This is a genomic window from Mesorhizobium tamadayense (assembly GCF_003863365.1).
Lineage (GTDB): Bacteria > Pseudomonadota > Alphaproteobacteria > Rhizobiales > Rhizobiaceae > Mesorhizobium > Mesorhizobium tamadayense.
Genome location: NZ_RQXT01000061.1, coordinates 26,372 through 39,451, shown reverse-complemented (window position 1 = coordinate 39,451; position 13,080 = coordinate 26,372). Strand labels below are relative to the sequence as shown.

12 protein-coding genes and 1 pseudogene are annotated in these 13,080 nt (G+C 59.6%); 8 read left to right on the top strand and 5 right to left on the bottom strand.

Annotated elements, in window-relative coordinates; all coding sequences use genetic code 11:
• From EH240_RS31830 to EH240_RS38295, 3 genes are all read right to left on the bottom strand, one after another.
• Positions 1–545: aminotransferase class I/II-fold pyridoxal phosphate-dependent enzyme (locus tag EH240_RS31830; protein ID WP_125005997.1), on the bottom strand; the 545-nt coding region annotated here is incomplete at its 3' end.
• 232 nt (positions 546–777) lie between these two features.
• Positions 778–2,601, bottom strand: a complete 1,824-nt coding sequence (gene nifA / locus EH240_RS31825; RefSeq protein ID WP_125005995.1) for a nif-specific transcriptional activator NifA — start codon at positions 2,599–2,601, stop codon at positions 778–780.
• A 26-nt stretch (positions 2,602–2,627) separates the two neighbouring features.
• Entirely contained in the window at positions 2,628–2,768 is a 141-nt protein-coding gene (locus EH240_RS38295; protein WP_167484257.1) for a hypothetical protein, read from the bottom strand.
• 1,135 nt (positions 2,769–3,903) lie between these two features.
• Here EH240_RS38295 and EH240_RS31820 point away from each other — a divergent pair.
• From EH240_RS31820 to EH240_RS31810, 3 genes are all read left to right on the top strand, one after another.
• Positions 3,904–5,211 (top strand): dicarboxylate/amino acid:cation symporter, encoded by a 1,308-nt coding sequence (locus EH240_RS31820; protein ID WP_167484256.1) that lies wholly within the window; start codon positions 3,904–3,906, stop codon positions 5,209–5,211.
• A 327-nt stretch (positions 5,212–5,538) separates the two neighbouring features.
• Entirely contained in the window at positions 5,539–6,570 is a 1,032-nt protein-coding gene (locus EH240_RS31815; RefSeq protein ID WP_125005991.1) for a LacI family DNA-binding transcriptional regulator, read from the top strand.
• 134 nt (positions 6,571–6,704) lie between these two features.
• A complete protein-coding gene (locus EH240_RS31810; protein WP_245436559.1) occupies positions 6,705–7,670 on the top strand; it encodes a TIM barrel protein in 966 nt (321 codons plus the stop codon).
• Here EH240_RS31810 and EH240_RS31805 read toward each other — a convergent pair.
• The gene (locus tag EH240_RS31805) at positions 7,564–8,481 is read right to left on the bottom strand and encodes a LysR family transcriptional regulator (protein ID WP_125005989.1); all 918 of its coding nucleotides are present in this window, start codon (positions 8,479–8,481) and stop codon (positions 7,564–7,566) included. The genes EH240_RS31810 and EH240_RS31805 overlap by 107 nt on opposite strands.
• Positions 8,482–8,639: 158 nt before the next feature.
• On the opposite strand from EH240_RS31805, the gene EH240_RS31800 reads away from it, so the two are divergent.
• The 5 genes and pseudogenes from EH240_RS31800 to fabG all read left to right on the top strand — a co-directional run bounded on the left by EH240_RS31800 (position 8,640) and on the right by fabG (position 12,102).
• Entirely contained in the window at positions 8,640–9,230 is a 591-nt protein-coding gene (locus EH240_RS31800) for a NodA family N-acyltransferase (RefSeq protein ID WP_125005987.1), read from the top strand.
• 16 nt (positions 9,231–9,246) lie between these two features.
• Positions 9,247–9,423, top strand: a pseudogene (locus tag EH240_RS39955) (polysaccharide deacetylase family protein); the annotation flags it as partial.
• A 123-nt stretch (positions 9,424–9,546) separates the two neighbouring features.
• Entirely contained in the window at positions 9,547–9,828 is a 282-nt protein-coding gene (locus EH240_RS31790; RefSeq protein ID WP_125005985.1) for an acyl carrier protein, read from the top strand.
• Positions 9,829–11,037, top strand: a complete 1,209-nt coding sequence (locus tag EH240_RS31785) for a beta-ketoacyl-[acyl-carrier-protein] synthase family protein (RefSeq protein ID WP_125005983.1) — start codon at positions 9,829–9,831, stop codon at positions 11,035–11,037.
• A gap of 327 nt (positions 11,038–11,364) precedes the next feature.
• A complete protein-coding gene (fabG, locus tag EH240_RS31780) occupies positions 11,365–12,102 on the top strand; it encodes a 3-oxoacyl-[acyl-carrier-protein] reductase (protein WP_125005980.1) in 738 nt (245 codons plus the stop codon).
• A gap of 562 nt (positions 12,103–12,664) precedes the next feature.
• Here fabG and EH240_RS31775 read toward each other — a convergent pair.
• Complete coding sequence (locus EH240_RS31775; protein ID WP_125005978.1) at positions 12,665–13,021, bottom strand: hypothetical protein; 357 nt, start codon at positions 13,019–13,021, stop codon at positions 12,665–12,667.
• Positions 13,022–13,080: the final 59 nt, after the last annotated feature.

Below are 13,080 nucleotides of genomic sequence, written 5' to 3'. Positions count from 1 at the left end.
CCTAGGAGGCGTTCGATATCGGCCACCGGAACAAATGTTCCTGTCGGATTGTTCGGATTGGTCAACAGAATGAACTTGGCGTCTTTTGCAGGTTCAGAAAGCAATTGCTCTATCGGCAAGGAAGGAGCTTCGCCCCATCCGATTTCAAGAAATCGAGCGCCCTGCAACATGGCAAGTTTGCGGTTGAACGAGAAACCTGGCGACATCATTGCCACGCTATCGCCCGGGACAAGGAAAGCTCTGTAGATAAGTCCGAGCAGTTCAGACGATCCGTTACCGGCGATCACCTGATCCTTGGAGACGCCGTAGGCATTGGAGGCTGCTTCCCTCAAGCTGATGTTGTCGTCTTCTGGATATAGATACTGCCGTCGAAGGGCCGACATCGCGCTTTTCATTATGATTGTCGGCAACGGAAATGGGTTCTCATTCGTGCTTAGCTTGACGCAACTTGCATCCGGCGTTGGCCGGTCGGATGGCAGCGCCTCTAATTGTCTCGCCACTTGCGAAAGTGACGAAAGCACACTTTCCATTTTTGCATCGGACATATCCTTCCTCCGTTTTTTAGTATCCCAGAGCATTCGGCATGAGGTCGAGAGCAACATGGCCGGCGATGACAGCGCTGCCACCGCACCACCTTTGTCGGGCGTCACTGCGGTGAGGCGAGCGGACTGTCCTCCATCGGACCGAATTGGCGCCGAGCCGGGGCTGCATCCCCTCGTCATCGGGCCAAGGTTCGCCAAACCACCAACGCCCGATTTGTTCGCCTCAGTCGTCCTTTCACAGTCGCTTGATCTCGATGCCGTATTTCCTCAGTACATAGCCGATCTGGCGCGGCGTCAGTCCAAGCAGGCGTGCCGCCTTGGCCTGCACCCAGCCACATCTTTCCATGGCCGCGACAACGGCCTCGCGATCGATGATCCTCGCACCATTTGAGCGGGCTGCGCCGGCAGGCGCTGGCAATGGCTGCCCAGTGATCGCTGGCGAGACTGGCGCGGCGGCAGAACTAGCGGCCGCGGCCGGCGATGTGGGCGCATTCACTGGCACCGGCACGATCGGCCCCGGCTGCAGCGCGATCTTGCCGGATGTGCTCTTCCACAGCGCTGCGGCAGAGCATTTGCCGTGGTGGCAGGAAAAGTCGTTTCTCCCGATGGATTGCCCCGCCGCCATGATCGCTGTCCGTTGCACGCAATTTTCGAGCTCGCGAATGTTGCCGGGAAAATCACAGTTCATCAGTACCTCAATCGCGCTCTCATCGAAGTTCAGCGTGCGGCCGTTCTCGTTGTTGAAATTCTTAAGAAACTCAGCCGCGAGGAGCGGAATATCACCGCGCCTTTCGCGTAACGCCGGCACCAGCAGGGGAACAACGCTGATGCGGTAATAGAGGTCAGCGCGGAACTCGTTCCGTGCAACCGCCTCTTCCAGGTCCTTGTTCGTGGCGGCAATCACGCGAACATCGACCTTAATGGTCTGATTGCCGCCGACGCGCTCGAACTCCTGCTCCTGCAGCACGCGCAGCAACTTAGTCTGGAACGAGGCCGAGATCTCGCCGATCTCGTCAAGGAACAACGTCCCTTTGTCGGCAAGCTCAAAGCGCCCCTTGCGCGAATTGAACGCGCTGGTGAAGGCACCCTTCTCATGACCGAACAATTCAGATTCCAGGACTGTCTCAGGCAGCGCCGCGCAATTGAGCTTGATGAAGGGCCGCTTGGCGCGCGGCGACAATTGGTGAATGGCCTTGGCGATCAGTTCTTTCCCGGTACCGGATTCGCCTCGCAACAGAACCGTGATCTTCGCCTCGGCCACCACCGCGACCTTGTCGAGCAGATCGCTTAGTGCCCGACTGTCGCCAATCATTCCCTTGACGTAAACCCTCTTACGCTCCCGCGCAGGATGGTTAAGCTCGCAGTATTGCTTTTGCAGCGGCCCCTTCTGCGCCATCGGTTGCTCGCGGTCGTACACAAATGAGCGATGCAACTTCACTGTCTGTCCCACCAGGTTGGCGATCACGGGTAGCAGACGGAGGTTGTAATCGAGCCAAGGTCTTGACCCATTGTCCAGCACACGGTCGATGGTCAGCGTGCCGACGACGTTCGCATCGACGCGAATGGGCACGCCGATGAACGACATTCGTATGGCGCCGGGGGCCCCGAGCACGTCCGCGTCGGCGGTACTGAAGGCCGAATGCGCCGCTATGTTCTCGACGACGAGGGGCGCTTCCGTGGTCACAATCTGGCCGATTGCCTTCCGCGGCAGGTGCATAGGGCAGCGTTCATCGCAGCTCTCGCTCAGGCCGGCGCCTACGATGATGTCCAGTTTGCCATCACCGTCGTGGAGAGAGATGATGCCGTGCCGCATCTGCACAAACGATCGCAGAAGATCGACGACCTTGGCCAACTTGACTTCGAGACGGGAGGGGGCAGTGAGTGCTTTCGATATTTCGAAGATCCCGGCAAGTGCGGTCTCATGCGCCGGCATAATGGGGACAGCGTTGTTCGTCTCGGGCTTTGAGTTAGCCCTGTTCGCGTCCTGAAGCGATGTGCAGCATGGCGGCGTCTGCCCGGCAGTTCTTTCGGATTCGCGAGTATTGTCTGAGTCTAGCATGTCATCCTCGATAGCGGCATGTGCGCCTACGACGTCGTCGGCGCGCAGACGCTCTCGGCAATGGCATTTTCGTCCGAGGCGTCATTGACCGGCACGAGCACGAGCGTCTTCGCCCCGCAGGCCGTCGCATAATCGGCGAGCTTGCTGGCGCGCGGGAGTCTACTCATTGAATCGCTGCAGGGCGTTGATAGAGATAATCGATGGCCGGCTTCCGTGGCGTGCAGACCGGCCTGCCGCAGCCCGCATGCCGCTTGCAGTAGGTATTGCCGATCGGTGGTCACGGATTTGGGCGGTGGCGAGCCCCGGTCACCGGCAAGCGCGAAAAATGCCCGAACACCAAATCGGGGCGCCCCCGTGTAGTCGAATGCAAAGCGAGGCGATGCTGGACGCATGGGCTGTCCTTTCTGAAGTGTGGCCGCCATTCTAGGCTTCTGCCGGGCGCAACCACACGTTGATTCAACAGACCGGAACCAGGGCTGCTAGTCAATCGAGCTTTCTTTCATTTTGTGATAGGAAATTCGTCGTCCATGATAGAATTCCATCATCTCTTTAATACAACAGCAATACCCCGCGTCTCGACGGTGCTTGGCGTGTTGTCAGTCCAGCGGGTGTTGCATGCTGTGCCGTTCACCCTCGGCTTGGAATAGTCGGAAGCGGCACCGCAGCCGATGACACTGGTCGGCTCTGCTGGTGTTGCATCGTCAAATGTGGATGAATCGAAGATAACGCAGTGGTCTAACGCGGCTTCTTTGACAGCGCTTCGGATATTAGAGCGTCTCTTCAACCCAGCGTCGCGGGTCAGGACCCCGAAAACAATCTCTGCTTCTCGACGTCTCCTTTCAAAACTGTCGGCGGCCGGGGTTGGCAGGAGCCCGCTCGCGTGGGCCGCTCTGGTGCCTGTAATGCGGCCCGTCGCAAAGACGACAAAACGGAGGGGCCATCAACAAGTGTGAGCAAAACCGCACGCCAGAGAGGTCGACCGGCGGTTGATCTGCCAGGAACACATCAAAGGCGAGCTGCAAGGCGCCCTCTCAAGCCCGCCTTCTGCCGCTGCATTCCTCAATCCCGACCGTTGCCGAACGTTAGTGTGGAATTCCGCCTGGAGTGAGGGCAGTCAGTGCGGAAATCCGCACACGACCACTGGCGCGAGATGACGGAAACCGGGAAAAGGCGGGATTTGCGCAGGCCCTTATTTTGGCACGGCACTTGCGGCGCGTCGGTGCTGCGTTCGACCGGAGCGCCGCGATGGGAGAAGCCTGGGATGGGAGGAAGAGCCCGCCCCCTATTCGGTTCGGGAGAGAAATGCTGTTAGCTCCACATGTCCGCAGCGCGGACGTCGCGCCTCGCAAGGCCTTCTACTCGAAGCCCTACGTACAGGTGCTTGCCGCCATCGCTCTCGGCGTCGCACTCGGCTATTTCTCTCCAGAGATCGGCGAAAGCGCGAAGCCGCTCGGTGATGCCTTCATCAAGCTCGTCAAGATGATCATCGCGCCTGTCATCTTCCTGACAATTGCGACCGGCATCGCCGGCATGAACGATCTCCAGAAGGTTGGCCGAGTTGCCGGCAAGGCGATGATCTATTTCCTCACCTTCTCGACGCTGGCACTTATCGTCGGCCTCGTCGTCGCCAATGTCGTTCAGCCAGGTGCCGGCCTCAACATCGATCCGGCCTCGCTCGACGTCCAGGCCGTGAATACCTATGCCGCGAAAGCCCACGAGCAGTCGATCACCGGCTTCCTGATGGACATCATCCCGTCGACGATCGTCGGTGCCTTCGCGCAAGGCGACATCCTCCAGGTCCTGTTCTTCTCGGTTCTGTTCGGCATCGCCCTTGCGATGGTCGGAGAGACGGGCAAGCCTGTCGTTTGCCTTCTCCAGGCGCTTATCGCACCCATTTTCAAGCTCGTCAGTGTACTGATGAAGGCCGCCCCGATCGGCGCTTTCGGCGCAATGGCCTTCACGACCGGCAAATATGGCATCGGGTCGATCGTCAACCTCGCGATACTGGTCGCGACGTTCTATTTCACCGCCGTCCTCTTCGTGTTCGGCGTTCTCGGCGCGGTCTGCCGCTACAATGGCTTCTCGATCTTTTCTCTCATTCGCTACATCAAGGAAGAGCTGCTGCTGGTCCTGGCAACGTCCTCCTCGGAGGCCGCGCTACCTTCGCTCATGGACAAGATGGAGAAGGCCGGCGCCAAGCGTTCGGTGGTGGGTCTCGTCATCCCGACGGGATATTCTTTCAACCTGGACGGCACCAATATTTACATGACGCTGGCGGCCCTCTTCATCGCACAGGCGACGAACACGGATCTGTCAATTAGCGACCAGGTCCTCCTGCTGCTGGTTGCGATGCTTTCCTCGAAGGGTGCAGCAGGCGTAACAGGTGCGGGATTCATCACGCTGGCCGCTACGCTCGCCGTAGTACCCAGTGTTCCGGTTGCTGGCATGGCGCTGATCCTTGGCGTCGACCGCTTCATGTCGGAATGCCGGGCGCTGACGAATGTCGTCGGTAACGCGGTGGCATCGCTCGTCGTCGCTCGCTGGGAAGGCGAATTGGACCAAGCGCAGATGAAAGCCGCCTTCTGCGGTCAACAGTTTGCCGAGCATTAACCAGCCACGCGCCGAGGTCGCAGCTTCGCGACCTGTTAAGTCGCCGGCCTGGTCACAAGCACCAAACAATAGACGCGCAGGCGCCAAAACAGCGCTTCGCGTGTCGATGAAATGAGAAGCACAAAAATGCGGTGAGTGCAAAATCACTGGCTCCTACGCACAAGAAGGTACATCGATACCCGCCCGATCTACCCCTGGATTGCTGTTCATCGAATACGCCGTCGATCGTGGAGCATACGGACGTCTTCTCTTTGCTGCGCGGACCTTCGCCTAGATGCGCTGGATGACAGAGGGTCAGCCGCCGTTAGAATTTTCAGAATTGGATCCATGACCAAACGCCCCACAATTGCCGATATCGCCCGTGAAGCCGGAGTCAGCGTGGCGACGGTCGATCGCGTTCTGAACGCCCGTCATCCGGTGCGGGAGGAGACCGCGCGGCGGGTCCACGAGGCCGCCCACGCCATCGGCTATCATGCTGCTGGTCTCATCAAGCAGCGCTTGCAGGGGGACCTGCCGCACTATCGGCTGGGCTTCATCTTGAGAAAACCGGCCCAGCATTTCTACCAAGACTTCGCGCGCGAGGTCGAAGCATCGGTCAGTTTGGCCCAGTCCTTCCACGGCATTCCGCTCATCGAATTCGCGCCGTCAAATGTGCCGGGCGACCTGATTGCGCTGCTCAAGGATTTGGGCGCGCGCTGCCACGCGATTGCCGTGGTGGCACCGGACCACCCGAAAATTACAGCGGCGGTTGAGGAGCTCAAGTCCAAAGGCATTCCGGTTTTCTCACTGCTTTCCGACTTCGCGGCCGGGGTGCGTCAGGGCTATGTCGGCCTTAACAACCGCAAGGTGGGGCGCACGGCCGCTTGGATGTTTTCCAGGATCGCAAAACGACCCGGAAAGGTGGCGGTGTTTGTCGGCAGCCACCGCTTCCAGGGGCACGAGCTGCGGGACATCGGCTTTCGCTCCTATTGCCGTGAGAACGCGCCGACATTCGAGGTGCTCGATCCGCTCGTGAACCTCGAGAAACGGCAGATCACCTACGAGGCTACACTCGATCTCATGCAGCGGGAACCCGAGCTCGTCGGCTTCTATGTGGCCGGCGGGGGCATGGAGGGCGCCATCACTGCGCTGCGGGAAGAGGGTAAAGGTCAGGATCTCGTCGCGATCGTGAATGAAATCACGCCTGAGTCACGGGCGGCGCTCGCAGATAATATCATCACGATGGCTGTCGCCACGCCACTGCGCCGGCTTTGCCAGGAGTTGATGATGTTGATGGCGCGGGCCATCGAGACCGGCACAGTGGAGACGCCGGGGCAGACATTTCTGCCGTTCGACATCCATCTGCCGGAAAATATATGAATCTTGATGGTATTCTATCATGACTGCGGAGCTTCCTTGCAAAAATGAAAGAAAGTTTGATTGACTGTCCTTCTTGTCTGTTGAATCAACGAGCAGTTGCGACGCGGCGGAAGCCGAACAGGTGGGCGCGCTTCATGAAAGGAAAAGACCAAGCCATGCGCCAGGCATCGCCCCGCTTTGCGCTCGACCACTTGGTGGGCTCCCGACTTGATGTTCAGGCATTTTTCGCGCTTGCCCGCGACCATGGTGTGACCGACGTTCTTCTCAGCAATTCTTTTGCACCTAGCGTGCCAGCTGCGCGTGTCCGGTCTGCCGCCGCTGATGCGGGCGTCACGATTATCTCTGTCAACACCTTGCAGCGCTTCAATGAGTGGACCCACGCGCGCAAGGCCGAGGCGATCAAGCTCGTCGATTATGCGGCTGACTGCGGGGCGACGGCGCTCGTGCTTGTGCCGGTCAATGACGGCTCGTGGCCGGCGATCGCCGAGCGCCACGGGAATTTGCCCGTCGCCTTGAGCGCGCTCAAGCCGATCCTCGAGTCGCGCGGTTTGATCGGTCTTATCGAGCCGCTGAGCTTCCAGACCTGCTCGCTTCGATCGAAGAAGGAAGCGGCTAAGGCCATTGCCGCGGTTGATGGCCAATCCGTCTTTCGCCTCGTGCACGACACGTTCCACCACACCCTCGCCGGGGAGACGTTCTTCTCCTGCGAGCTAACCGGTCTCGTACACATTTCATGCGTGAACGACCCGACCTTCTGGATTTATCCGGATCGCTTCCTTGGAGGATCCGACAATGGCAGCCAGATCCGGGCGCTGCTTGATGGCGGCTACGCGGGACCCTTCTCGTTCGAGTTGGTCGAGGAAGTCCGCACATTGGACGATCTCGCAGGTGCACTTACCGCCAGCGTTCACTTCATCCAGCGCCGGCTGTTGACGCGAGAGCAGCTGGTGGCAGGGGTAGTAAATGTAAGTGCGCCTGGAGCCTCCCCTGGTGTCACATCGGAGCAGCCATCCGAGATGCCTCCTGTATCATTATCTCCCGCATCCAAATGCTTGCCGGATCGCTATTGTGGAGAGCCGGCCATTGGGCGGCTTCGGTGAAAGCGGGAAGCGGCAGCGGAAGTTCGACAATCTGAAGGGGAAATGTTTTTTCGAAATGCTTGACCAGCCGGAAGGGCATGGTCGCTATACGAGCTGTGCCGGACACCATGGGCGGGATCATGCTGAAGCCTTGCACGGCGACCTCGATACGTCTCTTAAGACCATGCTCAAGCAAGAACCATTCCTCGACGGAGGGCATCAGCAAACGTCCGAACCTGACCGAAACGTGTCTCATCGACATGTATCTCTCGAAGGTAAGCTGCCGTGGTAGCTGCTTATTCGTGGGACAGCCTACGCATACGAGCCTCTCGTCGAACAAGGCCACGCTTGAATGCGCGCTCGACGTGAACAAATCCGGAAGAATTAGAAAATCGATGTCAGCGCGCCGGAGGAGCTCATCGGGGCTATCGTCGATAGGCAGCAATTCGAAGGTGACGGTGGGGGCTTCCCGGGCAACACGCTCCACTACTTTTTCAAAAAAAACGAGCGTAGCGAAATCGGAAATAATGATCCTGAAGCGGCGATCGGATTGAGCTGGGTCAAAGGGATCCGATGAAATAATCGAGGACTGGATGTGCAAGAGAGCGTTGCGGACTGCGGGGGCAAGTGCTGCCGCACGTGACGTCAGAATACGTTCGCGGCCGCTCATGCTGAATAGTTCATCGCCGAAAAAATCGCGCAGGCGGGCGACGGCCGCGCTCATCGCGGGCTGACTGAGGTTAATGCGGCGTGCTGCCGCCGAGAGACTGCGCTCCGCCAGCAATGCGTCCAGCACGACGAGGAGGTTTAGATCAAGCCCCTTGAAACGCATGTCTGCAGCTATCCATAGAGTGGATACCTTCTATCGAAACTAACGATTTTATCATTGTTCAGAAATCTTGCATGGACAAAATACCTGGCGCACCGATCACCGCCGCCTCTATGCCGTGATAGGCGTCTTAAGGACAGCCCGAAAGGAGAAATTCTTCCATGCGCTCTGCCGTGCAATGGAGGTTATGCTGGGAAAATGACCTGCGATCGGCCGACCAGGCCGACCTCTCCGAGTTCTTCCGAAACACCTATGGAAGGACTGGCGCCTTCAACGCAAAGCCATTCGAAGGCGGCCGCAGCTGGGCTGGCGCGAGGCCGGAACTCCGCCTAATCGCCAGGGACGCGCATGGTGTAGCAGCACACATCGGCATACTACGCCGCTTCATCAAGGTTGGCGAGGTCGATCTGTTAGTGGCCGAACTGGGCTTGTACGGGGTGCGTCAGGATCTTGAGAGATTGGGGATCAGCTTTTCAATGCGCGCTGTCTACCCAGTGCTGCAGCAGCTTGGAGTTCCATTCGCTTTCGGCACGGTTCGGCACGCGATGCGGAACCATGTCGAGAGGTTCTGCAGAGATGGCCGGACGACCATGTTAACGGGCGTTCGCGTACGGTCGACCCGCCCAGGAGTGTATCTCGATCTGCCGCCCACGCGCCTGGAGGATGTGCTCATCTTGGTTTCGCCGATTGGACGCTCGATGGACGAGTGGCCCTCCGGCACCCTGATCGACCGTAACGGTCCGGAGCTATGAAACTCCGGGGCTACATATCTGTCCCGGGTGGCTGCGTGGGCGACACCGAAGAGCACAGCGTCTGTCTGGCTTCGACAAGGGTGCCAATCCGCTTTTCATACCGCAGATCATTGACGTGCTCGCGCAAAATCAGGTGCCAGCGACGTTCCTCGTCATTGGAGCCTACGCCGCAGACTGGTCGGAACTCATCCGGCTCTTATGAGGACGAGACGTTGTCAGCTGCACAAGCTTAATGGCTAATTTTCGCGGCGTGGACGCGACGCAAGGAGTTGAGTCGCGTCCACGTCAAAACAGGCTGAAATAGAAAGAAACAAAAATGGCTGATCAACTCGCAACGGAAATCATTGAGATAATAAAGAAACGCATCGAATCGCAGGGTGCCGAGGAAACGACTGCACCATTCGCCGGCGAAATAACGACTGCGACGGAACTGACTGGGCTCGGCATCGATTCACTGGGATTAGCGGACGTACTCTGGGATCTGGAGCAGGCCTACGACATCAAGCTCGAAATGAACACGGCCGAGGCGTGGTCTGATCTCCAAACAGTCGGCGACATGGTTGAAGCCATGCGCGGCTTGCTCAGTAAGGCGGCTTGAATGGATCGTCGCGTCGTCATCACCGGACTGGGCGGGCTGTGCGGACTGGGCACCGATGCCGCCTCCATCTGGACAGGCATGCGCGAGGGCCGATCGGCCATCGGTCCGATTGTCAATCCACTGCTTCATGGGCTGGAGGGGACAATCGGCGCCGAGATCAAGAAGCTGCCTGAGCACGACGTCGATCGCAGGCAGCTCCTCTCCATGGACCGCTTCAGCCTGCTTGCCGTGGTTGCAGCGCGCGAAGCCATGCTACAGGCCGGACTTTCCTGTGATGAAGGCAATGCCCATCGTTTCGGAGCGACAGTGGGCGTCGGCTTCGGCGGCTATGACGCGACCGAAAAAGCCTATCGCGCCCTCCTTTTGGGCTCCGCGACCCGCATTGATCTGTTCACTGGAGTGAAGGCGATGCCAAGCGCGGCTGCCTGCCATGTCAGCATGAGCCTCGGCCTGCGCGGGCCGGTCTTCGGCGTCACCTCCGCCTGTGCATCGGCCAATCATGCGATCGCCTCGGCGGTAGACCAGATCAGGTCCGGCCGGGCCGACGTGATGCTTGCGGGAGGCAGCGACGCGCCGTTCGTATTCATTGTGGTGAAGGCATGGGAAGTAATGCGCGTACTCGCTCCGGATACTTGCCGGCCCTTCTCCGCCGACCGGAAGGGCTTAGTGCTAGGCGAGGGTGCGGGCATGGCCGTGCTGGAAAGCTATGATCATGCTGCTGCCCGCGGTGCAACGATTCTTGCCGAGGTCGCCGGCGTCGGCCTGTCTGCCGATGCTTTCCACATCGCCGCACCGGCGGTCCACGGGCCGGAGGCGGCGATGCGCGCCTGCCTTGCCGATGCGGGGCTGAATCCCGAGGACGTGGAGTACCTGAACGCGCATGGCACCGGCACCAAGGCTAACGATCAAATGGAAACGGCGGCGATCAGGCGCGTCTTCGGGGACCATGCTTATTCGATGTCCGTCTCTTCCACCAAGTCCACCCACGCGCATTGCCTCGGTGCAGCGAGTGCGCTTGAAATGATCGCCTGTGTGATGGCGATCCAAGAGGGCGTTGTACCGCCGACCGCCAACTATCGCGAGCCAGACCCCGATTGCGATCTCGACGTCACGCCCAACGTGCCGCGCGAGCGTAAGGTGCGTGTGGCCATGAGCAACGCGTTTGCTATGGGCGGCATGAACGCAGTTCTAGCATTCAAACAGGTGTAGTAGCCCTACGACATGCCTCCTGCAAAGTCCTTCCGTAGGCTGAAGGCTGCATGTCCTAGTGCAAGCACTGGGATAGCCAGCAAGTATCAGTCCAGTGATCAGGTCGGTCGAGCCGTGCCGGGTTTATCGTGGCCCTGACCGCCGCGGCCAATTGGGTGCACGAGCTCATCCAACGCGGTTGGGCTGCATAGACGATTATAGCGCGCAGCCGAGATCTTGGCGCGGATCAGGAGCGGCGAGGAAGCTACCATCGAAGCCGAGGACTTCTGGCTCGGCCGTACTTAAAGGTGAATTCACCTGCCTGCAGCATTTGAGAAAGGATAAGAAATGTTTGAATTGACCGGTCGCAAGGCGCTCGTCACCGGCGCATCGGGAGGCATCGGCGAGGCGATCGCCAGGGTATTGCATGCGCAAGGCGCCATCGTCGGCCTGCACGGCACGCGCGTCGAGAAGCTGGAGACGCTGGCTGCCGAGCTCGGCGACCGGGTCAAACTGTTTCCGGCCAATCTGTCCGACCGCGACGAGGTCAAGGCGCTCGGCCAGAAGGCGGAGGCCGACCTCGAGGGCGTCGACATTCTCGTCAACAATGCCGGCATCACCAAGGACGGGTTGTTCGTGCGCATGGCTGATGCCGACTGGGATAGCGTGCTCGAGGTCAATTTGACCGCCGTGTTCTGGCTGACCCGCGAGCTTACCCATCCGATGGTGCGGCGCCGGCATGGCCGCATCATCAACATCACTTCCGTCTCCGGTATCACCGGTAATTCGGGCCAGACCAACTACTCAGCCTCCAAGGCCGGTATGATCGGCTTTTCCAAGTCGCTGGCGCAGGAGATCGCCACCCGCAACATCACCGTCAACTGCGTCGCTCCAGGCTTTATCGAATCGGCGATGACCGACAAGCTCAACGACAAGCAGAAGGAGACGATCATGGCGGCGATCCCGACAAGGCGCATGGGCACCTGCGCCGAAGTCGCCCCTGCCGTCGCCTACCTTGCTTCCAATGAGGCAGCCTACGTCACCGGCCAGACCATCCATGTCAACGGCGGTATGGCGATGATTTGAGCACGGATGGCCGGAACCTGCCTGTTCTGAGGCGATCGCGACCTCCGCAGCCACAGTATCCGCCACATGATCTGGGAGTCATTCAGCATCAGGGCCGCCGGCCGGCTATGGCCAAAAAATCACCGGTGGTCGCGGCCGAGATTGTGCGTAAGATGGCTACCATGTTGTAGGAATCACGCGAAAGGTCGCACCGCCTCGGACTGCGGGGGGTAAGTGTTGCCGCAATGCGGTTAGGAAACGTTAGCGGCCGTTTGTCGTAAAATATCGCCGAACAGTAGCGCAGCCGGGCGACGGCTGCACTCATGGCCGGCTGACTGAGTTTAATGCGGCGTGCCGCCGCCGCGCAAAAGAGGGACTCAGAGCCAAGCGATAGGCCGCCCCAAGGGCGGCATGACCACTAAGATTCGGCCTCGCCTTCGGCGGGCTGACCGCGATTCGCGCGGGGTGCCTGCCGCGCTGTTGATGTGCCCGACCAGGGTTGAGCATCGGGCCCGCCTACGTCGCACGAGGGTGGCGAGCAACCATGCATGACCATCCTCGAGGGTGACGGTCATGTCGACCTTCACGCGGGTAACAAAGGGGGCATTGTTTTGGTTGAGGAAATCATCCATTTCGGCCCCAATGAACTCACGTCGGCGAGCAGGCAGCGGATGGAGGCAGCAGGAAGCAGGCGGAGGTAGCGGCGCATCAGCAATGCGGCAGCCGATGTCGGAATTGCCCTGATGCGGCAGCAGGTTGAACAGCAGCCGCACCGGAAGCGACGGGTGACGATGGCCAGTATGTTGATGTCGCGCGATCCGAGCTTCCAGTTGATACGATCGAACGCCAGATATTTTGGTCGCTCCAGATTGAGCATCTGCACCACCAGCCGTGCCGCCACGGCGTGGTCGAGCTGGACGAACTGGAAGAAGCGCTGCAACCGCCGATACTTCGAGGTATGCTGCGCCGGACGCAAAGGTGCACGGCCAGATGCGAAAC

Bases quoted from the DNA above. Each gene is read 5' to 3' on its own strand.
- nifA (WP_125005995.1), bottom strand. From the start codon at position 2,601: ATGCTAGACTCAGACAATACTCGCGAATCCGAAAGAACTGCCGGGCAG.
- EH240_RS38295 (WP_167484257.1), bottom strand. From the start codon at position 2,768: ATGAGTAGACTCCCGCGCGCCAGCAAGCTCGCCGATTATGCGACGGCC.
- EH240_RS31820 (WP_167484256.1), top strand. From the start codon at position 3,904: ATGCTGTTAGCTCCACATGTCCGCAGCGCGGACGTCGCGCCTCGCAAG.
- EH240_RS31815 (WP_125005991.1), top strand. From the start codon at position 5,539: ATGACCAAACGCCCCACAATTGCCGATATCGCCCGTGAAGCCGGAGTC.
- EH240_RS31810 (WP_245436559.1), top strand. From the start codon at position 6,705: ATGAAAGGAAAAGACCAAGCCATGCGCCAGGCATCGCCCCGCTTTGCG.
- EH240_RS31805 (WP_125005989.1), bottom strand. From the start codon at position 8,481: ATGCGTTTCAAGGGGCTTGATCTAAACCTCCTCGTCGTGCTGGACGCA.
- EH240_RS31800 (WP_125005987.1), top strand. From the start codon at position 8,640: ATGCGCTCTGCCGTGCAATGGAGGTTATGCTGGGAAAATGACCTGCGA.
- EH240_RS31790 (WP_125005985.1), top strand. From the start codon at position 9,547: ATGGCTGATCAACTCGCAACGGAAATCATTGAGATAATAAAGAAACGC.
- EH240_RS31785 (WP_125005983.1), top strand. From the start codon at position 9,829: ATGGATCGTCGCGTCGTCATCACCGGACTGGGCGGGCTGTGCGGACTG.
- fabG (WP_125005980.1), top strand. From the start codon at position 11,365: ATGTTTGAATTGACCGGTCGCAAGGCGCTCGTCACCGGCGCATCGGGA.